The sequence below is a fragment of the Gordonia sp. NPDC003422 genome, assembly GCF_053588675.1.
On the sequence record NZ_JBSFQL010000017.1, the window covers coordinates 76,938 to 98,445 of the forward strand.

The 21,508-nt window shown below is 66.2% G+C and carries 19 protein-coding genes; 13 read left to right on the forward strand and 6 right to left on the reverse strand.

The window, feature by feature from the left end:
• Positions 1-23: 23 nt before the first annotated feature.
• From ACWDTF_RS15555 to ACWDTF_RS15565, 3 genes are read left to right on the forward strand one after another with little or no spacing between them, the layout of a single operon-like run.
• Entirely contained in the window at positions 24-2,543 is a 2,520-nt protein-coding gene (locus tag ACWDTF_RS15555) for a DUF4118 domain-containing protein (protein ID WP_449754622.1), read from the forward strand.
• Positions 2,540-3,235 carry a response regulator gene (locus ACWDTF_RS15560; protein WP_449754623.1) on the forward strand — a complete coding sequence of 232 codons (696 nt, stop codon included), beginning with the start codon at positions 2,540-2,542 and terminating at the stop codon, positions 3,233-3,235. The genes ACWDTF_RS15555 and ACWDTF_RS15560 overlap by 4 nt, the downstream gene beginning before the upstream one ends.
• Before the next feature lie 46 nt (positions 3,236-3,281).
• Positions 3,282-4,031 (forward strand): maleate cis-trans isomerase family protein, encoded by a 750-nt coding sequence (locus ACWDTF_RS15565; protein ID WP_355275463.1) that lies wholly within the window; start codon positions 3,282-3,284, stop codon positions 4,029-4,031.
• A gap of 17 nt (positions 4,032-4,048) precedes the next feature.
• Here the strand turns inward: ACWDTF_RS15565 and ACWDTF_RS15570 are convergent, their stop codons facing one another.
• A complete protein-coding gene (locus tag ACWDTF_RS15570) occupies positions 4,049-4,771 on the reverse strand; it encodes a maleate cis-trans isomerase family protein (protein WP_355275425.1) in 723 nt (240 codons plus the stop codon).
• A gap of 56 nt (positions 4,772-4,827) precedes the next feature.
• On the opposite strand from ACWDTF_RS15570, the gene ACWDTF_RS15575 reads away from it, so the two are divergent.
• From ACWDTF_RS15575 to ACWDTF_RS15590, 4 genes are all read left to right on the forward strand, one after another.
• The gene (locus ACWDTF_RS15575) at positions 4,828-6,234 is read left to right on the forward strand and encodes an amidase (RefSeq protein WP_449754624.1); all 1,407 of its coding nucleotides are present in this window, start codon (positions 4,828-4,830) and stop codon (positions 6,232-6,234) included.
• On the forward strand, positions 6,231-6,734 hold the full coding sequence (locus tag ACWDTF_RS15580; RefSeq protein WP_355275421.1) for a DUF3830 family protein: 504 nt from the start codon (positions 6,231-6,233) through the stop codon (positions 6,732-6,734). Before ACWDTF_RS15575 ends, ACWDTF_RS15580 begins: the two co-directional genes overlap by 4 nt.
• Positions 6,735-6,756: 22 nt before the next feature.
• Positions 6,757-7,494, forward strand: a complete 738-nt coding sequence (locus ACWDTF_RS15585) for a GntR family transcriptional regulator (RefSeq protein WP_449754639.1) — start codon at positions 6,757-6,759, stop codon at positions 7,492-7,494.
• A gap of 101 nt (positions 7,495-7,595) precedes the next feature.
• A complete protein-coding gene (locus ACWDTF_RS15590; RefSeq protein WP_355275419.1) occupies positions 7,596-8,984 on the forward strand; it encodes an MFS transporter in 1,389 nt (462 codons plus the stop codon).
• A 19-nt stretch (positions 8,985-9,003) separates the two neighbouring features.
• Here the strand turns inward: ACWDTF_RS15590 and ACWDTF_RS15595 are convergent, their stop codons facing one another.
• The gene (locus ACWDTF_RS15595; protein WP_449754625.1) at positions 9,004-9,723 is read right to left on the reverse strand and encodes a CPBP family intramembrane glutamic endopeptidase; all 720 of its coding nucleotides are present in this window, start codon (positions 9,721-9,723) and stop codon (positions 9,004-9,006) included.
• A 62-nt stretch (positions 9,724-9,785) separates the two neighbouring features.
• Between ACWDTF_RS15595 and ACWDTF_RS15600 the strand changes: the two genes are divergently transcribed.
• Positions 9,786-11,531, forward strand: a complete 1,746-nt coding sequence (locus tag ACWDTF_RS15600) for an alpha/beta hydrolase (RefSeq protein ID WP_449754626.1) — start codon at positions 9,786-9,788, stop codon at positions 11,529-11,531.
• Between the two features lie 496 nt (positions 11,532-12,027).
• Here ACWDTF_RS15600 and ACWDTF_RS15605 read toward each other — a convergent pair whose 3' ends face one another.
• The gene (locus tag ACWDTF_RS15605) at positions 12,028-12,633 is read right to left on the reverse strand and encodes a TetR family transcriptional regulator (RefSeq protein WP_433256429.1); all 606 of its coding nucleotides are present in this window, start codon (positions 12,631-12,633) and stop codon (positions 12,028-12,030) included.
• Between the two features lie 84 nt (positions 12,634-12,717).
• Here ACWDTF_RS15605 and ACWDTF_RS15610 point away from each other — a divergent pair, with 84 nt between their 5' ends.
• Genes ACWDTF_RS15610 through ACWDTF_RS15630 form a run of 5 tightly spaced genes read left to right on the forward strand, consistent with a single transcriptional unit; the run spans position 12,718 to position 17,592 of the window.
• Positions 12,718-13,635, forward strand: coding sequence for a metal-dependent hydrolase (locus ACWDTF_RS15610; protein ID WP_240859408.1), 918 nt, complete (start codon positions 12,718-12,720; stop codon positions 13,633-13,635).
• Positions 13,632-14,696 (forward strand): PDR/VanB family oxidoreductase, encoded by a 1,065-nt coding sequence (locus ACWDTF_RS15615; RefSeq protein WP_449754627.1) that lies wholly within the window; start codon positions 13,632-13,634, stop codon positions 14,694-14,696. The genes ACWDTF_RS15610 and ACWDTF_RS15615 overlap by 4 nt, the downstream gene beginning before the upstream one ends.
• A gap of 10 nt (positions 14,697-14,706) precedes the next feature.
• Positions 14,707-16,248 carry an FAD-dependent oxidoreductase gene (locus ACWDTF_RS15620; RefSeq protein WP_433256427.1) on the forward strand — a complete coding sequence of 514 codons (1,542 nt, stop codon included), beginning with the start codon at positions 14,707-14,709 and terminating at the stop codon, positions 16,246-16,248.
• The gene (locus tag ACWDTF_RS15625) at positions 16,245-17,102 is read left to right on the forward strand and encodes a short-chain dehydrogenase/reductase (protein ID WP_449754628.1); all 858 of its coding nucleotides are present in this window, start codon (positions 16,245-16,247) and stop codon (positions 17,100-17,102) included. Before ACWDTF_RS15620 ends, ACWDTF_RS15625 begins: the two co-directional genes overlap by 4 nt.
• 4 nt (positions 17,103-17,106) lie before the next feature.
• On the forward strand, positions 17,107-17,592 hold the full coding sequence (locus ACWDTF_RS15630; protein ID WP_240859398.1) for an SRPBCC family protein: 486 nt from the start codon (positions 17,107-17,109) through the stop codon (positions 17,590-17,592).
• Positions 17,593-17,650: 58 nt separating this feature from the next.
• On the opposite strand, the gene ACWDTF_RS15635 is transcribed toward ACWDTF_RS15630, so the two are convergent.
• From ACWDTF_RS15635 to ACWDTF_RS15645, 3 genes are all read right to left on the reverse strand, one after another.
• Positions 17,651-18,823: a M20 family metallopeptidase gene (locus tag ACWDTF_RS15635; protein ID WP_449754640.1), complete on the reverse strand. Its 1,173-nt coding sequence runs from the start codon at positions 18,821-18,823 to the stop codon at positions 17,651-17,653.
• Positions 18,824-18,903: 80 nt separating this feature from the next.
• The gene (locus tag ACWDTF_RS15640; RefSeq protein ID WP_449754629.1) at positions 18,904-20,118 is read right to left on the reverse strand and encodes an aminotransferase-like domain-containing protein; all 1,215 of its coding nucleotides are present in this window, start codon (positions 20,116-20,118) and stop codon (positions 18,904-18,906) included.
• Between the two features lie 160 nt (positions 20,119-20,278).
• Entirely contained in the window at positions 20,279-21,472 is a 1,194-nt protein-coding gene (locus ACWDTF_RS15645) for a M24 family metallopeptidase (protein ID WP_240859394.1), read from the reverse strand.
• Positions 21,473-21,508: the final 36 nt, after the last annotated feature.

Sequence of the window (21,508 nt, forward strand, 5' to 3'; positions counted from 1 at the left end):
GTTCGAGACATACACTGGTGATCATGGCCAACGCAGGTGATGCCAGGGGACGGTTAGAGGTCTTCTTGGGGTGTGCACCGGGCGTCGGCAAGACCTACGAGATGCTCGCCACCGCACGGCTCCTCGTCGACGAGGGTGCGGATGTGGTTGTGGCCGTGGTCGAATCACACGGTCGCGTGGCCACCGCCGCCCTCGTCGACGGATTCGAGGTCGTTGCCAGGCGCAGCGTCTCCTACCGCGGCACGGTTCTCGAGGAAATGGATCTCGACGCTGTGCTGGCGCGCAAACCGCAGGTGGCGCTCGTCGACGAACTGGCCCACACCAATGCGCCCGGGTTGGCCAACGCCAAACGCTGGCAAGACATCGAGGCGCTGCGAGACGCCGGCATCGACGTGCTGTCGACGATCAACATCCAGCACTTGGAGAGCCTCAACGACGTGGTCGCCCAGATCACCGGCATCACCCAGCGCGAGACCGTGCCCGACGACGTGGTCCGGGCCGCCGACCAGATCGAACTGGTGGACATCGCCCCGCAGGCGCTGCGTCAGCGGCTCGCGGCGGGAAAGGTGTATCCGGGCGGGCGGATCGAAGGTGCGCTGTCGAACTATTTCCGGCAGGGCAACCTCACCGCGCTGCGAGAGTTGGCGTTGCTGTGGCTGGCCGATCAGGTCGACGACAACCTCGCCGATTACCGTGCGGCACATTCGATCACCGACACGTGGGAGGCGCGCGAGCGGGTCGTGGTGGCGATCACGGGCGGGCCGGAGTCGGCGACGCTTCTGCGTCGGGCCAGCCGCATCGCATCGCGGTCGAGTGCCGAGTTGGTGGTGGTGCACATCGTGCGCGGTGACGGTTTGGCCGCCAAGACCTCGGTCGACATCTCCGCACTGCGGGAACTGGCAGCCGGGTTCGGTGCCAAGATCCACACCGTCGTCGGCGACGACATCCCGGCGACGCTCCTGGATTTCGCGCGTGGAGTCAACGCGACCCAGTTGGTGCTGGGTACCTCGCGTCGGCCGCGGTGGCAGCGCATCCTCGACGAAGGAGTCGGCACGACGGTCGTCCGCGAGTCGGGGCGCATCGACGTGCACATGGTCACGCACGACGAAACACGTCGTCGTAACCGACTCGACATCCGGGACACGAGATTTCACCGTCCGCTGAGTTGGGCCGCCGCGGTGGCGGTGCCCATCGCGGTGACCGGTGTCCTCGCCATCCTGGACCGGTGGCTCGGCTTCGCCAGCGAGTCGGCGCTGTTCTTCGTCACCGTTCTCGCAGTGTCGATGTTGGGCGGCGTGGGTCCGGCCGCGTTGTCGGCGGTGGTGTCGGGTCTGCTGCTCAACTACTTCTTCACCGATCCTCGATTCACGTTCACCATCGACGAGCCCGACAACCTCATCACCATCCTGGTGATGCTGGTGATCGCCATTGCTGTTGCGGTACTCGTGGATTCGGCGACGGTTCGACGCGTCCAGGCGCAACAAGCAACGCGGGATGCCGAACTGCTGTCGCTGTTCTCCAGCGCCGTTCTCGGTGGCGCGGATGTGTCGGCGCTACTCGAACGCGTTCGGGAAACCTATGATCAGGAAGGTGTCTCGCTCGTCCGACGGGTAGACCGCGGTTCGCCGGAGATCGTCGAGAAGGTCGGGTCCAATCCGCCCGCCGCCGAAGGTGATGCCGTGACCGTGTGCCCGGTTCCGGATGGGCGCTTCGAATTGTGGCTCAACGGGCCGAAACTCGGCGGACGCGACCGACGGGTTCTCATCAGCGTCGCCACCCAGGCCGCGGGTGCAGTTCAGCGTCACCAACTCGAGGCCGAGGCGGCCGAGGCCACCGCGCTGGCGCAGACCGACGAACTGCGTCGGGCATTGCTCGCGGCCGTCAGCCACGACCTGCGTACTCCGCTGGCTGCGGCGAAGGCGTCGGTGTCGAGTCTGCGCAGCACCGACGTCACCTTCAGCGCCGAGGACACCGCGGAGTTGCTGGCCACCGTCGAAGAATCCGTCGACCAGTTGGCCTCGCTCGTCGGGAATCTGCTGGATTCGTCGCGGCTCGCGGCGGGTGCGGTGCGGCCCAAGATGCAGCAGACCTATCTCGCCGAGGTGGTGCATCGTGCAATGGCGGCGGTGTACCGGCGCGATCCGTCGGTTCCCGCGGTCTCGATGAATCTCGAACAGCCATGGGTGTATACCGACGCCGGACTGCTCGAGCGGGCCCTCGCGAATCTCATCGACAACGCGTTGCGGCACGGCGGTGACGACGTGACCGTCGACGCCCGAATCGGCACCGGCGACGGGGAACCGCTGTGCGTGATCCGGGTGATCGATCACGGCCCCGGGATTCCGGTGGACCAGCGCGCGGAGATCTTCACGTCATTCCACCAGCACGGTGATCGGAATGGCGCGAGTTCGGGTGTCGGGCTCGGGCTTTCGGTGGCGCGTGGGTTCATCACCGCGATGGACGGCACACTCGAGGTGACCGAGACACCCGGGGGCGGGACGACGATGGTCGCCACCCTCCCGATGTCGGGGGTGAGCGCATGACCGCCCACGTGCGGGTCCTCGTCGTCGACGACGAACCGCAATTGCTGCGGGCCTTACGTATCAACCTGAACGCACGTGGCTTCGCGGTCACCACCGCGGCCACTGGCACCGAGGCGTTGTCCGCCGCGGCGCGCACCAATCCGCAGGTGGTGATCCTCGATCTGGGCCTGCCCGACATCGACGGCCTTACCGTGCTCGAGGGACTGCGGGGCTGGACCAACGTGCCCGTCATCGTGTTGTCCGCACGCAGCGATGCCGCCGACAAGGTGGCCGCGCTCGACGCCGGGGCCGACGATTACGTCACCAAACCCTTTGGTATGGAGGAGTTTCTGGCTCGGCTGCGGGCCGCCGTCCGGCGCGGGTCGGTGGTTGCCGATTCGCCGGAGGTGCCGGTCGTCGACGCGGGTGCGTTCGTCGTGGACCTGGCGGCGAAATCGGTGACCCGGGACGGCGCGGCCGTTCACCTGACGCCGACCGAGTGGGGGATCCTCGAGATCCTGGTCCGCCACGAGGGAAAGCTGGTGGGGCAGAAGGAGATCTTGCAGTCGGTGTGGGGGCCGTCGTACGGCACGCAGACCAATTACCTGCGGGTGTATCTCGCGAGTCTGCGTCGCAAACTCGAAGACGATCCCGCACATCCCAAGCATCTGCTCACCGAGGCCGGGATGGGTTATCGATTCGTGCGAGCGTGATCGCGCAGCGATTGTAGACAATCCGACGATGTGGCATTCTGCCTGCATGGAGGCGCAGATCGGCATCGGAATGGTGTGTCCGTTCGACATGGCGCTCGACCGCGAGCTCTGGCGGTGGATGCCCGAGTCGGTGTCGCTGTACTTCACGCGCACGGGTTTCATCGACTCGCCGGTCGACGTCGAACTCTGTCGCGACTTGAACAACCATGCGGAGATCGCCGCAGCTGTGCGTGCGGTCGCCTCGGTGAGACCGCGGGCCTTCGGATATGCGTGCGCGTCCGGGAGCTTCGTCTACGGACTCGCCGGGGCAGTGGAACTGTCGAACTGCATGCGCGCTGCCGGTGCGGCACAGGCGGTCACGACGTCGGAGGCGATGCTGCGAGCCCTCGACGTGCTGGACGTGGGCCGCCTCGCGGTCGCGACGCCGTACACCTCCGCGTTGACCGCCCTGCTGTGTGACTTCGTCGCAGAATCGGGACGGTCGGTCGTCGCGCATGCGGAACTCGGCCGCGATCATGAGATCTGGACCATTCCCTACGGTGCCACCGCCGACCTCATCCGCGCCGCCGACCACCCCGAGGCCGACGCGATCTTCGTCTCCTGCACCAACCTGTGGACCTACGACATTCTGGCCGAGATGGAGGCCGAGTTGGGCAAGCCGGTGCTCTCGGCCAATCAGGTCACCGCGTGGGCGACGCTGGTCGATGCGGGTGTACTCGGCGAAACCCGGATTCCGCTGTCGGCGTCACCGAACGCGCACGGACAATCGCTGTTCGCCCGAAGCGCGGTGGCATGAGGTCGGCGATCTCCTTGTCAGTGCGAAGCGAACAGTGACCCCAATTCCGGTGCGAACACCGACATTCCGCACAATCGGAGGCCCTGCCAGACGGTGACCTGGTTGGCGGTGAGGACCGGTTTGCCGAACTTCTCCTCGAGTCCGTTCACCCACATCGCGGTATGCAGCGCGGTATCGGGGATGAGGAGTGCCTGCGCGTCGTCGGAATCCGACATCGAGAGCATGTCGAAGAGCCCGTCACCATCGAGAGTCCCTGCTTCCGAAGCGGTTTCGACGTCATGAGCGTGCAGGGCGACGACCTCGACACCCGCTGCCGTCATGAACTCGCCGAACCCCGCGGCCACCGCATACGGATAGGTGGCCGCCACCGCGACGCGGGTCATCCCCAATGCCGCGCAGGCTGCGGCGAAGGCGAGCGACGTCGACGACGCAGGTAGCCCACACGACTCGGTCAGGCGATCCACCTGTTGGTGGGCGCCCTCCCATCCGTAGAGAAAACTCCCGGACGTACAGGCCCACATCACCGAGGTCGGCTCCCAGACCGCGGCGCGCCGGGCGCCGTCGAGCAGTCGGTCGCTCTCGCCGACCGACAGCATGGCCTCGACCGTGTGGTCGTCGGACTCCACCTCGGTGATGACCACCGGCAGTCGGATCGAACGGTCGGCGAGTGCGGTCTCGATGAGGGCGTAGTCGTCCTCGGCCGCGTGGCCGGGGTAGAGCATCGCGACTGTGGTTGTCACTCCCACACCTCCCGAGTAGATTGTCAACAATCTACCAATCAGTGGGAGGGAGACGCATGCCGGACGCGCGCTGGCTGTCGGCGACCGAACTCGCCTCGGAGTATCGCTCCGGCGAGCTGTCTCCCGAGGCTGTGGCCACCGAATTGCTCGACACCATCGGCGCCGTCGACCGCGGCATCAACGCGTTCTGTCTGGTCGATCCGGATGCGACGATGGCCGACGCCCGTGCGTCGGCCGCGCGACACGCCGCCGGAAAACCGATCGGCCCGCTCGACGGAGTGCCGGTCAGCATCAAGGATCTGCTGCTCACCAAGGGCTGGCCGACGCTGCGCGGGTCGCTGATGATCGAGCCCGGCGACATGGACTGGGATGTCGACGCACCGGCGGTGGCCCGGCTGCGCGAGGGCGGTGCCGTGTTGCTGGGCAAGGTGACGACACCGGAGTTCGGCTGGAAGGGCGTCACCGACAGTCCCCGGACCGGGGTGACCCGCAATCCCTGGGACACGTCGCGCACGTCCGGGGGTTCCAGCGGTGGTGGAGCGGCGGCCCTCGCGGCAGGTCTCGGCCCGCTGTCGGTGGGCACCGACGGCGGCGGATCGATCAGGATTCCCGCGGCGTTCTGTGGGGTCGTCGGATTCAAGGCGACGCTGGGCCGAGTGCCGATGTACCCGCCGAGTCCGTTTGCCCCGGTCGCGCACGTCGGACCGATGGCGAGGACCGTCGCCGACTGCGCGCTGCTGCTCGACACCATCAGTGGGTACGATCCGCGCGACTGGTCGGCACTGGCGACACCGACCGGCCGCGCCGTCGACGCCGTCGCCGAGGCATCCGACCTGTCGGGCGTCCGCGTCGGATACAGCGCGGACCTGGCGTTCGGAACCAACGACGCTGGTGTGCATGCCAATACGGAGCGAGCGGTCGCCGTCCTCGAAGGACTCGGCGCCGCGGTGGAGAAGGTCGATCTGGGTTGGGACGACCCGGTGTGGGCCTACCACGTGCTGTGGTACTCGGGGGCGGCCGCAGTGCTCTCCGCGTTCGGTCCCGAGGCAGCCGAGCGCGTGGACCCGGACCTGCTCGCCGCCATCGAACGGCACCACGACATCTCGGCCGCCGAGTATCTGGACGCGGTTGCCCTCCGGATGGAACTCGGCACGACGATGGGTCGTCTGCACGAGGACGTCGACATCCTCGTCACGCCGTCGATGCCCGCCGTCGCCTTCGAGGCAGGTGCAACGGTGCCGCCGGGATCGGCCTCGCCGGAGTGGACGTCCTGGACGCCGTACACCTATCCCTTCAACCTGACGGGGCAGCCGGCCGTCACGGTGCCGAGCGGATTCGACAATGGTCTGCCCACTGGCGTGCAGTTCGTCGGCGCCCGCCATCGTGACCTGGTGGTTCTGCGGGCGGCCGCCGCCTACGAGCGGGCGGTCGGCGGGTTCGCCACGATGGGACGGCGGCCATGACCGACCGATACATCAGTGTCACGCTCGCCAAACGTGGGGTGAGCGCCGTCGCCCGGCTCCTCGACGACCAGGCGCCGCGCACCGCGGCGGCTGTGTGGGATGCACTTCCACTAGGTGGTCAGGTATTCCACGGAAAGTTCGCGCGCAACGAGATCTACACCCTGGTAACAGCTTTCGCCGACGCCGAGCCTGGATTCGAGAACACCACGGTGACGCCGATCCCGGGTGACCTCTGCTACTTCACCTTCGATGGCGTGCTCGATAATCCGGCCTACGGATATGCGCCGGATTCGGCTCCCGCAGAACATCGTTTGCTGATCGATCTGGCAGTCTTCTACGGCCGCAACAACTTGCTGGTCAACGGGGATGTCGGGTGGGTTCCCGGCAATGTCTTCGCGACGATCATCGAGGGTCTCGACGATCTGGCGGCAGCTTGCAACGACATCTGGATGGGCGGGGCGCGCGGTGAAACGCTCTCCTACGCGAGGTATTCGGGGTAAGAAAGAGGTGATGACGGTGGCGATCAGTGACGGCAGAACGGCCGCTCAGCAGCGCGAAAGCGGTGTTGGGGGTAGCCGGGGGGTGCTCACGCCGCTCGTGCAGGAGTCGACACCGGCGATCATTGCGCGTAAGTTGCACAATGCCATCGCGAACGGCGACTTTGCACCCGGTGCACAGCTCACCGAGTCAGGGCTCGCCGCCGATCTCGGCGTCAGTCGAGGTCCCCTGCGTGAGGCGATGCAACGGCTCACCGCGGAGGGCCTGCTGGTCAGCCACCGCAACCGTGGGCTGTTCGTGGTGTCGATGGACGACGACGACATTCGTGACATGTACATCGCCCGGACGGCCGTCGAACGAGCGGCGATCGAACGGGTGATCGCGCGTGCCGAACCCGATGCTGTGTCGGCGTTGACCCGCGCGGTCTCCGCGATGCGTGAGTTCGTCGCGGAACCGAACGGCGCGGGAATGGCAGAGGCAGATATGCACTTCCACCAGATTTTGGTGGAATCTGCTGGAAGTCAGCGACTTTCGCGCCTGCACGAGACAATTCTCGTGGAGACCCGAATGTGCCTGCGGGCCATGCGAGGAACCTACGCCTCGGGAAAGGAACGGATCGACGAACATCAGGCGTTGGTGGACGCCATAGCCGCCGGGGATGCACCCCGGGCGGACACGCTGATGATCGCACACATGGCGGATGGTCTGCGGCGCCTGATCGGTGATGAAGGTGCCGATCGTGACACCGCCGACGCGGGTTGAGAAAGGCCTCGTCCGTGCTGTGTCCGTGGCGATATCGCGTTATCCATCACCACACATCGACTCGACGACAACTGGCCGAACGATAATCAGGAGGCACAGAGATGGCTGAGGCATCCTCATCCCACATTTATGAGGATTTGGCTCCCGATCCGGAGTCACCCGAGGGAAAGAAGCTGATCCGCAAGGCGATTGGCGCATCTGCGATCGGTAATGCGACAGAGTGGTACGACTACGGTGTATACGCGGCCGCCGCAACCTACTTGACCCACGCCTTCTTTCCCGGTGACCTGGGTTCCATCGGTACGATGCTGGGTTTTGCGATCTCCTTCGTCCTGCGTCCGCTCGGTGGCATGGTGTGGGGTCCGATCGGCGACCGGATCGGCCGCAAATCCGTTCTCGCGATGACGATCCTGCTCATCTCGGGTGCCACCGCGTTGATCGGTCTCCTGCCGACGCACGCGGTGGCCGGGGTGTGGGCACCGGTCCTGCTGATCCTGCTCCGGGTCATCCAGGGCTTCTCCACCGGCGGTGAGTACGGCGGTGCCGCGACCTTCATGGCCGAGTACGCCCCCGACGACAAACGCGGCAGGTACGGTTCGTTCCTGGAGTTCGGCACGCTGGCCGGCTTCTGCAGCGGTACCGCCATGGTCTTGTTCCTCGAACTGCTGCTCTCCGACGACGCGATGCAGACCTGGGGCTGGCGTATCCCGTTCCTCATCGCGCTGCCGCTGGGTCTGGTCGGCCTGTACCTGCGCTCTCAGATGGAGGACACCCCGGTCTTCCAGGAACTTGAGCAAGAAGACGAGATCGAGGGCACCGCGTGGACCCGGTTCAAGGATCTGCTCGGCAACTACTGGCGTCCGATCCTCATCATGTTCGGCATGGTGATCGCGTTGAACGTCGCGAACTACACACTGCTCGCCTATCAGCCGACCTACCTGAAGGACACCATCGGACTGTCTGAGACCTCGGGATCGACGGTGGTTCTGATCGGCCAGCTCGTGATGATGGTAATGATCCCGTTCTTCGGCCGATGGTCGGATTCGACCGGCCGTAAACCCATGTGGTGGGGTTCGCTGATCGGCCTGTTCGCGCTGTCGTTGCCGCTGTACTGGCTGATGGGACAGGGATTCGCCTGGGCGATAGTCGGTTTCGTGATCTTGGGATTGCTCTACATTCCTCAGCTCGCCACCATCTCGGCGACCTTCCCGGCCATGTTCCCGACGCAGGTCCGCTACGCGGGGTTCGCGATCTCCTACAACGTCGCGACGGCCGCGTTCGGTGGCACCGCGCCGCTGGTCAACGATGCCGTTGTGGAGAACACCGGATGGAATCTCTTCCCGGCGGTCTACATGATGGGTGCGTGCGCCATCGGTATGGTTGCGCTGGTCTTCCTCAAGGAGACCGCGGGCTGTTCGATCCGCGGAACGCAGATCCCGAGCCGCGAGAACGACTTTCACGCGCTCGCCGGTGAGAAGGTCGGAAACTAGTGTCGCGTGTCACGCGACACTAGCCGAGGTGCCACGCGACGGCGACGCCGATCGCGCCGGTGGCGTTGAGCGCCCAGTGCAACGCCACCGGGGCGAGCAGGCTGTCGCTGCGCCGGCGCAGCCAGCCGAAGACGAAGCCGGCGAGCGTCGTCGCCACCACCGCGCCGATCACGCCCGCGATCTGTCCGAACGTTCCGCTGCCGACTGCGTCGGAGAGTCCTTCGTTACCAGCAGTCAGGCCCAGTGACGACGTGAGATGCCACAGTCCGAAGGCCACCGCGCCGATGGTCAGCGCCACGCGGGTGGCGAAGAACTTCATCAGGGTGCCCTGCAACACGCCGCGGAAGATCAGTTCCTCGGGGATCACCGTCTGCAGCGGGATGACGACGAAGGCGGCGAGCAGGGCGTCGGACGGGTCGGCGTACCGGTCGGACATGAAGAAGTCGCGGCTGGCCGGAACCGCGACGGCGACGGAGACGATCGCGCCCACCACGATGATCGCGGCCAGAGCGTAGGCGATGCCGTTTCGGAACTGTTGCCGCGACAGACCGAGATCGGTCCACGTCAGCCCGGCCATCAGAGCCGCTGCCACCAGCACCGCGGCCGTGGCCGGCACGACGAAGTACGAGACTGGGGCGTGCGTGTAGTGCGCGAGCAGATCAGCGGCCGTCAGGGCGACGATGATCGCGGCGACGATCAGCGCACCTTTGAGTCGGCGCCTGCGAGGGTTGGTCGGCACTCGTCGATTGTGCCGCCTGCGGATAGGATGCGAGCCCGTACGCCACATACCTGGGGGTTCGCATGACGAGTGAGTCGGTCACAGCCGCTGACGAGACCGTGCCGGAAGATCCGACCGGTCCCGACGCCGCTGCGGATTCGGCCAAGCCAGGTTTTCAGGAGCGCGTGTCGGGAGCCTGGCGTCGGCAACTGCACCGCTACGCGTTCGGCGGCATGATCGGCGCCCTGGTGTTCCTGTGGCTCGCCGCCACACCGTCGTTGCTGCCCCGTGGGCCGCTGTTTCAAGGGCTGGTCAGTGGCGGGTCGGCCGCGATCGGTTACGGCGTGGTCGTGTTCTTCACCTGGCTGGCGCGCTACCTGGTGTCCCGCGAGGAGCCGTGGCCGCGTCCGCCCCGGTGGGCATGGTTGGTCCTGGCGGTGGTCGCACTGGTCGGCACGGTGGTGATGTTTCTCTGGTTCAATCACTGGCAGAACGAGATTCGCGATCTGATGGGCGTCGTACGGTTGGATTGGACCGCGGTCCCGATCGTCACCCTTGTCACGTTCTTCACGTTCGTCCTGCTGATGTCGATCGGTCAGGCGTGGGGTGCCGGCGTGCGCGCGTTGAGCCGCTGGCTGACTCGCTTCGTGCCTCCCCGTATCTCGGCCGCGACCGCGGCGTTTGTCGTCGTCCTGGTCACCTTCTTCGCACTCAACGGCGTGATCGCCAATTACGGTATGCAGGCGCTGAACGCGTCATTCGCCGCCGCCAACGACGAGACGAAACCGGATTCGGTGGCGCCGACGTCGTCGCTGCGATCCGGCGGACCCGGTTCGCTGGTCACCTGGGAATCCCTCGGGCGTGAGGGTCGGGTGTTCATCTCCAAGGGGCCGACGCAGGCCGAACTCGCGGCGTTCAACGGAGCGCCGGCCATGGAACCGATCCGGGTGTACGCAGGGCTGGAGTCCACCGACTCCGTGAAGGAGAACGCCCAGCTGGTGGCGCGTGAACTCGAACGCACCGGTGGACTGCAGCGTGCGGTGGTGGCGGTCGGATCCACCACGGGCAGCGGATGGGTGAACAAGGGCACCGTCGACAGCCTCGAGTACATGTACAACGGCAACACCGCGATCGCTGCGATGCAGTACTCCTACCTCCCGAGCTGGATCTCGTTCCTCGTCGACAAGGAACGTGCCCGCCAGGCCGGGCTCGCGCTGTTCGAGGCGATCTCCGATCGCGTGCAGGCGATGCCCGAGCAGACCAGGCCCAAGCTGGTGGTGTTCGGCGAGAGTCTCGGCTCGTTCGCCGGGGAGGCCCCGTTCGGCACCATCCCGGACGTCGCCGCGCGCACCGACGGCGCACTGTTCTCCGGCCCGACCTTCAACAACACGCTGTGGAACGACACCACACGCCAGCGCGACGACGGCTCACCTCAGGTGATGCCCATCTACGAGAACGGCGAGAAGGTCCGCTTCATCGCCGACGAGACCGATCTCGGACGTCCCGCCACCGAGTGGGAGGCGAAACGCATCGTCTACCTGCAGCACGCCAGCGACCCCATCACCTGGTGGTCGCCGCGGCTCATCCTGAACAAACCCGACTGGCTCTCCGAGCCGCGCGGGCGCGACGTGCTGAGCTCGATGCAGTGGATTCCGTTCGTGACCTTCCTCCAGGTCTCCGCCGACATGGCGGTGTCCACGGGCGTGCCCGACGGTCACGGCCACGACTATCTCTCGGCCATCCCGTACGCGTGGTCGAAGATCCTGAATCCGCCCGGCTGGTCCGATGCGAAAACCCAAGCGCTGCTTCCGTACCTGAGCCGGGATTAGATTCCCTGCCGCCGGCTGTGCGAGCCTCTCCCGCTGGCTCAGGTGCGAGCCTGCTCACCGCTAGCGAATCGCTAGCGCTCCTCGCACCTCAGTGTTGCGGCCACGGGGTGGCGTCGTGACCGGGGCAAATGGGCATTTGTGGATCAGCGACCCTCCGTCGGCCTTGCCGACGATCATGGACGCAGGAAGAGCGCCGTCGAGCGGGACGCGGCGGCTATGACCCACAAGAAAATAGGGGAAGAAACTCGTCCCCTACCCTTGGAGTCCTCCCCGCGAGTTTTCTCGCGGGCGACTCAACAAGCAGGGGCAGAAAGTAGGGGAAGAACCTTCCCCTACTTTCAGTGGTCCGGTGGCTCGCTGACGTGGCCCGTTCGCCTGCCTTCGAGGCATCCCTTCGGCTGACGCCTCGGGCACCTCCGAGAGCGTGGGGTGGTGGACGCTTATGTGCAGGTCAGAGCGCTAGTCACCGAACTAGGAGCGGTGAGCGGTGGGGAGCTCACGTCGGCAGCGCGGCGATGGGGACCAGGTGCCGGCGCGCGAAGGCCTCGACATCCTCGTAGGTGCCGAGCGGCAGGCGGATGCGAGGCGTCAGCAGGATCGAATGGGTGATGCGCACCAGGATCTCGGCGCGGGCGAGCAGTTCGTCGTCGTCGAGGGACATGTCGGGTCCGCGCAGGACCTCGGCGGTCGCGGCGACGGCACCGGCGAGCACCATCGACGCGTTCACTGTGAGCTGGTCGAGCACCGTCGCGGATTCCAGTTCGAGCAGCCGATTCCAGACCCGGTTGGAGCGCACCGTCGTCACCGTGGTCGCGAAGGCGTGTACCACCCGGTCCTCGAAGCTGTCGGCCGCTGCTGCCGCAGCGCCGACCGCCGCGTACAGGCGCTGCGACTCCCGGATCATCACCGCGGCCAGGATCTCGTTCTTGCCGCCGACCCGCCGATAGACGGTCACCCGGCCGACGCCTGCGCGCTGGGCGACCTCGTCGACGGTGGCGCGACGCACCCCGATGTCGGCGAAGACATCGAGGGCCGCGTCGAGGATGGGATCCGAATCGTCGGTGGACGGGGCCGGCTGCGAGAACAGACCGGGAACTGACATGAGCCGAGACTATCGGACCCTAGACAGTGAAACAATGAGATGTAATATGTATCTCCGTATCATCGCTCTGAGAGGAGAAGGTCTGTGACCGCGAACGTCAGCCCCAAAGACGTCAGTACTGCACACGTCAGCCTGGAATATGTCGATGAGGAGTACGCGATCAACGCGCGACCGGTCAGTTTCGACTGGACCGGGGTTCCGCTCGAATACATTCCCGGCGAGCCCTACGCCACGCATTTCTGGAACGTCATGCACCTCGTCCTCCCCGAAGGGGAACGTGCGATGGCCGACGTGTTCGCGCAAGCCCTCGAGTACATCGACGACGAGCGTCTGCGCGAAGAGGTCGTCGGCTTCGTCGGGCAGGAGGCGACCCACGCATCGTCGCACGAGGGCTTCCGTCAGTACCTGCAGGCCGGCGGCGTCGAGATCGAACCGATCATGCAACGGATCGAGTACGCGGTGCAGAAGATCTTCGGCGACCACGGCATCACCAACGAACGTGCCCGCAAGGCATGGCTTTCCGAGCGCCTCGGTGTGTATGCGGCCGCCGAGCACTTCACCGCAGTGGTCGGCGAGTGGATTCTGGACAACGAGGAATTCGACCGCGTCGGCGTCGATCCGACGATGCTCGATCTCCTGCGCTGGCACGGTGCCGAAGAACTCGAACACCGCAATGTGGCCTTCGACGCCTTCCAGTATGTCGACGGCAGCTATCTCCGACGGGCTCGCACGGCCGTGATCGCCTGCAGCGGTCTCGCTCTGCTCTGGTTCTCCACCGCGGCCTACCTGTATCGCAACGACACGACGGTGAAGCGCCGTCGCCCCTGGCCGTGGGCGTTCGCGCGGGCCTCGCGCCGACACCTCATCCCGGGTCTGTCGTTCCTGTTCGTGCAGATCTACCTGTACCTGCGCCCGGGCTTCCACCCTTCGCGGATGGGCGACATCGGCAAGGCCGTTCGCTACCTGGCACATTCGCCTGCGGCACGGGCGGCGGAGGCGTGAACTATCTGCCCGCACCGATGACGGATGTCGAGAACCCGACGCCCGTCCTGCACGCCATGGGCCGGATTGCCCGCGGCTACTCCCGGGTCTTTGCGGAAAGCCGTTTCGCTGAACGGCTTTCGCCCCCCGCGCAGATCCGCCATACCGGTTTCGACCTGCGTCTGATGGTGTCGGACACCGTCGAGGTCGCCGACAACGTCCGCGCCATCACCCTGGCGCGCCCGGATCGGACACCGCTGCCGCGGTGGTCACCGGGAGCACACCTCGACGTCTTCACGCCGTCGGGACGCCAGCGCCACTATTCGCTCACCGGCGATCCGGCCGACGTCGACACCTATCGCATAGCGGTCCGCAAGCTACCCGACGGCACCGGCTCGGTGGAGATGCACGACCTGCGCGTCGGCGACATGGTGCGAATCCGCGGACCGCGCAACGCCTTCAACTTCGCCCCCGCGCCGGGCTACCTGTTTGTCGCCGGCGGCATCGGCATCACGCCGATCCTGCCGATGGTGCGCGCGGCGGCCGCGGCGGGTGCCGATTGGCGTCTCATCTACACGGGCGCCACCCGATCGTCGATGCCATTCGTCGACGAACTGGTCGCTATCGACGAAGCGCGAGTACAGGTCCGGCCCGACGATGAGTACGGCCGGCCCAACGTCGACGAGCTGCTCGCCGATGTCGGGTCGGACGGCTCGGTGTACCTCTGCGGGCCATCGGCGATGCTGGACGCATTCCGTGCCGTCACGGGCCCGCTGGTGGAGCTGCACAGCGAACGTTTCAGCCCGCCACCGGTTCTCGGCGGCACCCCGTTCACCGTGCGCCTCGATCGCAGCGCGCTCGATGTCGAGGTCGCCGCCGACGAGACGGTCCTCGCCGCGGTCCGCCGGGTGAAACCGGATGTGCGGTACTGCTGTCAGCAGGGCTTCTGCGGGGCCTGTCGAGTGCGCGTGCTCGACGGTGACGTGGAGCATCGCGACCGCGTGCTGATCGGTGACGAACGGGAAGACTCCATGATGATCTGCGTATCTCGCGCCGAGGACCGCGTCGTCCTCGATCTGTGAAGGGAATCAAGTGAACACAATCGATCCGAACGCATCCGAACACATCGGTGTCGCGATCGTCGGCGGCGGATTCGGCGGCATCGGTGCGGCGATCCGACTGAAGGAAGCCGGCTTCGGCGACCTGGTGATCTTCGAACGCGCCGACGCGCTGGGCGGCACTTGGCAGGCCAACACGTATCCAGGTGCGCAATGCGACATCCCGTCGGCGCTGTACTCGTTCTCCTTTGCCCCCAACCCCGAGTGGACGCGGCTCTACCCGCTGCAGGAGGAGATCCAGACCTACATTCGACGTTGCGCCGACGAGCGGGGCATCACGCCGCATGTGCGGTTGGGTCACGACGTGATCGCCGCGGACTGGGACGATCTGGCGCAAGTGTGGCGGCTCGTGGTTCGTGACCGGCTGGGCAACGAATCCGTGTGCACGGCAACAATCCTGCTGCTGGCCACCGGACCGTTCAGCGAGCCGTCGGTGCCGTCGTTGCCGGGGTTGGAGGACTTCTCCGGCCGGACCTTCCACTCGGCGCAGTGGGATCACGACTACGACCTCGACGGTAAATCGGTGGCGGTCATCGGAACCGGGGCGTCGGCCGTGCAGTTCGTCCCGCAGATCCAGCCGAAGGTGGCCTCGCTCACGCTGTTCCAGCGCACCCCGACGTGGATTCTTCCGCATCCCGATCGGCCGCTGAGTCCGCGCGTACGGAAGCTGTTCCGGCGCGCGCCGATCACGCAGCGCGGCGTCCGAAGCGCTTTCAATCTGGTGCAGGAGATGCTGGTCCCGGGACTGGTGCAGCGGCCGTCGCTGCTGAAGCCGGCGGCTGCGCTGGGGCGGGCGCATCTGCGACGCCAGGTGCGCGACACGACGTTGCGCGGCAAGCTCACCCCGACCTATGCGTTCGGTTGTAAACGGCCGACCTTCTCCAACACCTACTATCCGGCGCTGGCCGCGTCGAACTCGGAGGTCGTGACGTCGGGCATCGAGAAGGTGAGTGCCGACGGTGTCGTGACCGCGGACGGCACCGAGCACCGCGTCGACGCCATCATCTTCGGTACCGGGTTCAAACTCGTTGCCAATGAGGGGTTCACACGAGTTCGTGGGATCGATGGTCGGAGTCTCGCCGACGTGTGGGAAGGGGAGATGCGGGCCTACCTCGGCACCATGGTCAGCGGGTTCCCCAACATGTTCATGATCCTCGGACCCAACTCCGTGGTGTACACCTCGCAGGTGGTCACCATCGAAGCGCAGGTCGACTTCATCCTCGAGACACTGAAGGCAATGCGCGACAGAAGTATTCGAAGTCTCGACGTGACCCCGCAGGCACAGCGGGACTACGTCGACGAGGTGGACGAGGGACTGAAGAACTCGGTGTGGAATCAGGGCGGGTGCAGCAGTTACTACCTGAGCGCGTCGGGCCGAAACTTCACCTTCTGGCCCGGATACGCCTTTACACTTCGGCATCGGATGCGCCACCTCCGACTGGGGGACTTCGCTCTTCGGCTTCCGGGACGTCCCCGAACAGTCGATGAGCAGGGCCGGGCACTGGTGAGCCGATGAGCACGCAGCGGTTCGACGGCAAGGTCGCGCTGATCACCGGTGCCGCACAAGGTATCGGCTTCGAGACCGCGCGACTGTTCGCAGAGCGCGGTGCGGCGGTCGTTCTCGTGGACCTGGACGCTGCCCGCCTCGACAAGGCCGCCTCAGGATTGGGTGACGTTCGAGCGCTGGCGGTGGAAGCGGATGTGCGAGCGCTGAGTTCGATGGAGGAAGCGGTCGGAAAGGCCGTCGGAGAGTTCGGTCGCCTCGACTACGTCGTCGCGAACGCGGGCATCACGCCGCCGCCCGCGACCTTGCGCACCGTCGACCCGGAGGCCTTCGGACGCGTCATCGACGTCAACCTGCTCGGCGCGTTCAACACGGTGCGTGCGGGAATCGAAGCGGTCATCGCCGCGCGCGGGCATATTCAGGTCATCGGGTCGTGCGCCGCGTTCGCGCCCGGCATGGGCGGATCGGCGTACATGATCAGCAAAGCCGGTGTGGAACAGCTGGGCCGAGCGTTGCGGATCGAACTGGCGGCGCACGACGCGTCGGCCGGTGTGGCCTACTTCGGGATCGTCGAAACCGCTTTGACCCGTGCAACGCTCGACGACGACGAACTGGGCCGGGAGATCGGGGCGGAACTGCCCTGGCCGCTCAACCGTCGGATCACCGCGGAGCAGGCCGCCGGGGCGATCGTCGGCGCGGTTGCGAATCGGCGGGCGAGGGTCATCGCGCCGCGGCAGTGGACGGCGTATTCGGTTCTGCGCGGACTGATCAACCCGGTTCTCGATCTGAAGTTGGAACGGGACAAAGGTATTCGTGATCTCATAGTGCGATTGGAGGAGCGCTCCGGTGGCGCTCCGGGGAGGTGACACCATGGCTCGACATTCGCTGGTGACGGTCGGCGACGAATTCTTCGACGAGGCGCCGGTCCGGGCGACGCTGGGCTTCGACACACCTGCGGCACCCGCGCGTGTGTGGGAAGTTCTCGCAGCCGACGACGCGGTGGGCTCATGGAGCAAGCTGGTCACCGGGGCGCACTGGGAACCGGGTCCGCGGGGCGTCGGCGCCATCCGCGAAGTCACGCTGGGTGGATTCCTCACTGTCCGTGAGGAATTCTACCGGTGGGATGAGGGAGAGCGGATGACGTTCTCCGCCGTCGGGACCACCGGACCGGGCATCCGTTCGTTCGCCGAGGACTACGTGATCACCCCGAAGGGCAACGGTTCGCGGCTGGAATGGACGGTCGCGACGGCACCCAAGGCGGGTGTCGGGCCGCGGGTCGGGGGCGTCGCGGGGCGCGTCCTGTGGGCGTCGGTGTGGCCGTTGGCGCACGGGTTGGAGAAGAAGCTGAAGGGTTGAGTGATCTCGACACGATGCCTCGCCCAGGGGCTCGGTATCGGCTCGATCAGCGGAAGGCTCAGCTCGCACCCAGCAACCGGAGCGCGGCGAGGGTGTAGGCGCGAGCGGCGGTGACGAGGTCGCCGACCGCGACCGACTCGTCGGGCTGGTGGGCGTCGGTGTTGATGTTGCCGGGCCCCAACACGATCGACGGCACGCCGAGGTCGCGGCTGACGAAACCGCCGTCGCAGGCGGCGCTCCAACCCCCGATCGAGGTCGTGGTCCCAGCGTTGGTGACCGCTTCGACCGCGGTGGTTACGAGTGGGTGGTCGGCTGGAGTGGCGAACCCGGGCATCTCCATGGTGACGCGAACGTCGACGGTGATGCCGTCGGTGTCGATGCCGGCGCGGCTGATCGTCGAACGCAGTTGGTCGGCGATGGCGTGCGGATCTTCGTCGGGCATGAGGCGTCGGTCGATGCCGAGCGAACAGGTTGGCGCGACCACCGAGATGCCCTGGCCACCCGCGATGGTGCCGACATTCCAGGTTCCGCTGCCGAGAAGTTCGTCCTGCGTGAGGGCGAGATGTTCGTGGTCGAACCGGATGAGGTCGACGATCTGTGCGGCGGCGTTGATGGCGCTGCGCCCGTCGGACGGTCGGCCGGAATGAGCGGCCCGGCCGAAGACGTCGATCTCCAGATACGACGCACCACGACAGCCCCGCACGACCTGCAGGTCGGTGGGTTCGGCGACGATGCAGCCGAGGAAGTCGTGGTCGGCGGGGCGGGAGACGAAGTCACGCACGCCGATGCCGTGTTCCTCCTCGTCGACCGTGCACACCAGCCGAACAGGTCCGGACAGTTCGATCCCGTAGGCGCCGGCGTGCCGCAAGGCCTGCATCGCGGCGACGACGGCCGCCAGCCCGCCCTTCATGTCGGTGGTGCCGCGTCCGTAGATGCGGCCATCGGAGTAGCGGGCCCGGTACGGATCGGCCGACCAGTTGGGGCCGGCCGGCACGACGTCGGAATGCCCGAGGAACATCAGGCCCGGCCCCTGTTGAATTGCCCCGTCGCTGCCCTCACCCCGGCGACCTGCGGGAAGAGTGGCGACGAGGTTGGGACGCTCCGGCGCGGCCTCGGTGGTGGTGACCTGCAGCCCGACGGCGCGGCACGCCTTCTCGAGTACCTCGACAGCAGCGGCTTCGGTCCCGCCCGGATTCTCGCTCGGCGCCTCCACCAGCGACGCGGTCAGCATGGCGACCGTGTCGGCATTGATGTGGCCGCAGACGCCTTCCTCTGCCTCGGTCAGCCCGGTATAGCCATTGTCCGCACCACTCACCGTGCCATCTTCTCAAGACTCACCGTCAGGCGTCGGATTCCTTCGTCGATTCGTTCCGGGGTACTCGACGCGAAGCACAGGCGCATCGAGTTGCGGAAGCGACCGCCTGGCGACAGCGCCGGTCCGGGGATGAACGCGACGCCGTCGGCGAGCGCCACCTCGAACAGTTCGCGGGTGTCGATCTCGGCGAACTCGTCGCGCAGGGTCACCCACAGGAAGAACCCGCCTTCGGGGTCGGTGGTGGTCACCCGGTCGCCGAGGTGCCGCGTGATGGACGCGCGCATGGCGTCCTTGCGTTCGCGGTAGAGGGTCCGGATGCCGGCGAGGTGGTCGTCGAGGCCCCCGCGTGCGATGTATTCGGCGACGATGTGCTGGTTGGGCACGTTGGTGCACGTGTCCATGGCCTGCTTGCCGTTGATGAGCAGCTGGCGCAGCGACGGGTCGGCGTCGACCCACCCCACTCGCCATCCTGGCGCGAGGATCTTGGAGAACGTGCGGACCGAGAACACGAGTGGATCTGCGGGACTCAGTGTTTGGAAGGTGGGGAGGTCGGTGCCGGCGAACCTCAGCAGACCATAGGGGTCGTCGTCGATGATGACCGATCCCCAGATGTGGGCGAGGCGCAACAACTCTCGGCGTCGTTCCGCGGACAGTGTGACGCCGGACGGGTTCTGGAAGGTCGGGATGGTGTAGATCGCCTTGGGGGTCAGGCGGGTGCGGGCGACGAGGTCTTCGAGGCGGTCCACCTGCATGCCGTCGTCGTCGACCGGGACCTCGAGGAGTTGCGCACCATAGGAGAGGGCGGTCGCACTGCCGTTGGTGTAGGTGGGGGATTCGACCACCACCAGGTCGCCCGGGTCGACGAAGAGTTTGCAGGCCAGGTCCAGACCCTGCATGCCGCCGGTGGTGATGACTAGCCGTTCGTGACTCGACGGATCCGGAGTGGTGGCAAGGTAATCCACCAGCAACTGCAGCAGTCGGGGTTCACCTTCGGTGGCGCCGTAGGTGAACGAGCTGTTGTCGAGGATCTCCCCGGCGATCTGCCGGAACTCGTCGGCCGGAACCGCTTCGTCGGCAGGCGATCCCATCGCGAACCGCACGATGTCGTGCGACTGCGCGGCCAAGAGCGACGTCGACGAATCGATCATCGAGCCGACGAGATCCTTTGCGCGGCCCGCGAGGGGGATGGTGGGGGTGTGGGTGGCGGTCATGCTTTCACCTCGTCTCGGTTGTGGCACTCACCGCTCCCTGAGGTGCGAGCGAAGCGAGCCTCGAAGGGCTGGCGACATCTTCTCGCCAACCCTTCGAGGCTCGTCGCTTGCGCTCCTCGCACCTCAGGGAGCGGATTGTGCGGATTGTGCATGCGGGCTGTCATTTCTGGATCAATTCACGCGGGAAGGCGGTGAAGGTCTCGACGCCGGTGGGGCTGACGCGGACCGACTCGGACAGCTCGAAACCGTAGTTGTCCATCCACATTCCGCAGACGATGTGGAAGGTCATGTTGGTCTCCAGGATGGTCTCGTCTTCGGTGCGGATGCTGATGGTGCGCTCACCCCAATCGGGTGGATAGCCGATGCCGATGGAATAGCCGAGGCGAGAGGGCTTTTCAAGGCCGTACTTGGCGAGAGTCCAGTTCCAGGTCGACGCGAGTTCGCGGGTGGCGACACCGGGCCGGATGGTGTCGAGGACGTTGTTCAGGCCTTCGGCGGTGGCCTGTGCGACGTAGTCGAGGTCCTTGGACGGCTTGCCGAGTGCGACGGTGCGCGCGAGGGGGCAGTGATATCGGTTGTGTGCACCGGTCAGTTCGACCACCACCGCCTCGTTCTCGGTGAACGTGCCTTGATGCCAGGTGAGATGCGGGGTGTCGGCAGCCGCGCCGGTGGGCAGAAGGGGCACGATCGCGGGGTAGTCGCCGCCGAACTGGTCGGTCCCGGTGATCTGGGCCTGGGAGATGGCGGCCGCCGCATCACATTGGCGCACACCGACATCGATGGTGTCGATGGCCGCGCGCATCGCCTCCGAGCACACCATGCCGGCCTGACGCATCAGCTGGATCTCGGCGTCGGACTTGACCGAGCGCACCCAGTTCACGAGTTCGAAGGAATCGACGAGCTTCCACTCCGGGATGGCGTTGTACAACGCACGATAGGCCTTGGGGGAGAAGAAGTGCGAGTCCATCTCCAGCCCAACCGAACCCGCCTTGGATGCCGGTGCGATGAGGTGTCGTTGACGAAGCGCCCACGCCACCCAATCGAAGGGATGGACGTGGGGGCGATGCACGTAGCTCTCCGGGTAACCGACGATCTGTTCCTCGGACAACCACGTGGTGCGATGCGCGCCATGGGCATCCATCTCGCGGGAGAAGAACACCATCTCGCCCTCGATCGGGACGAACAGCATCTGCGGGGTGTAGAACGACCAGGCGTTGTAGCCGATCAGGTAGAAGATGTTGGCGGGGTCGGTGACGATGATCGCCGACAAACCCTGCCGATCCATGAGTTCGCGCACCCGGACCAGGCGCTGCTCGTACTCGCTGTCGGTGAACAGCTGAGCGCCGAGATACATGCAGCCTCCTTATCGTGGGTCGGATCGGCGCCGGTG

Coding starts and splice junctions, on each gene's coding strand:
- ACWDTF_RS15555 (WP_449754622.1), top strand. CDS start 24: ATGGCCAACGCAGGTGATGCCAGGGGACGGTTAGAGGTCTTCTTGGGG.
- ACWDTF_RS15560 (WP_449754623.1), top strand. CDS start 2,540: ATGACCGCCCACGTGCGGGTCCTCGTCGTCGACGACGAACCGCAATTG.
- ACWDTF_RS15565 (WP_355275463.1), top strand. CDS start 3,282: ATGGAGGCGCAGATCGGCATCGGAATGGTGTGTCCGTTCGACATGGCG.
- ACWDTF_RS15575 (WP_449754624.1), top strand. CDS start 4,828: ATGCCGGACGCGCGCTGGCTGTCGGCGACCGAACTCGCCTCGGAGTAT.
- ACWDTF_RS15580 (WP_355275421.1), top strand. CDS start 6,231: ATGACCGACCGATACATCAGTGTCACGCTCGCCAAACGTGGGGTGAGC.
- ACWDTF_RS15590 (WP_355275419.1), top strand. CDS start 7,596: ATGGCTGAGGCATCCTCATCCCACATTTATGAGGATTTGGCTCCCGAT.
- ACWDTF_RS15600 (WP_449754626.1), top strand. CDS start 9,786: ATGACGAGTGAGTCGGTCACAGCCGCTGACGAGACCGTGCCGGAAGAT.
- ACWDTF_RS15605 (WP_433256429.1), bottom strand. CDS start 12,633: ATGTCAGTTCCCGGTCTGTTCTCGCAGCCGGCCCCGTCCACCGACGAT.
- ACWDTF_RS15625 (WP_449754628.1), top strand. CDS start 16,245: ATGAGCACGCAGCGGTTCGACGGCAAGGTCGCGCTGATCACCGGTGCC.
- ACWDTF_RS15630 (WP_240859398.1), top strand. CDS start 17,107: ATGGCTCGACATTCGCTGGTGACGGTCGGCGACGAATTCTTCGACGAG.
- ACWDTF_RS15635 (WP_449754640.1), bottom strand. CDS start 18,823: ATGCTGACCGCGTCGCTGGTGGAGGCGCCGAGCGAGAATCCGGGCGGG.
- ACWDTF_RS15640 (WP_449754629.1), bottom strand. CDS start 20,118: ATGACCGCCACCCACACCCCCACCATCCCCCTCGCGGGCCGCGCAAAG.
- ACWDTF_RS15645 (WP_240859394.1), bottom strand. CDS start 21,472: ATGTATCTCGGCGCTCAGCTGTTCACCGACAGCGAGTACGAGCAGCGC.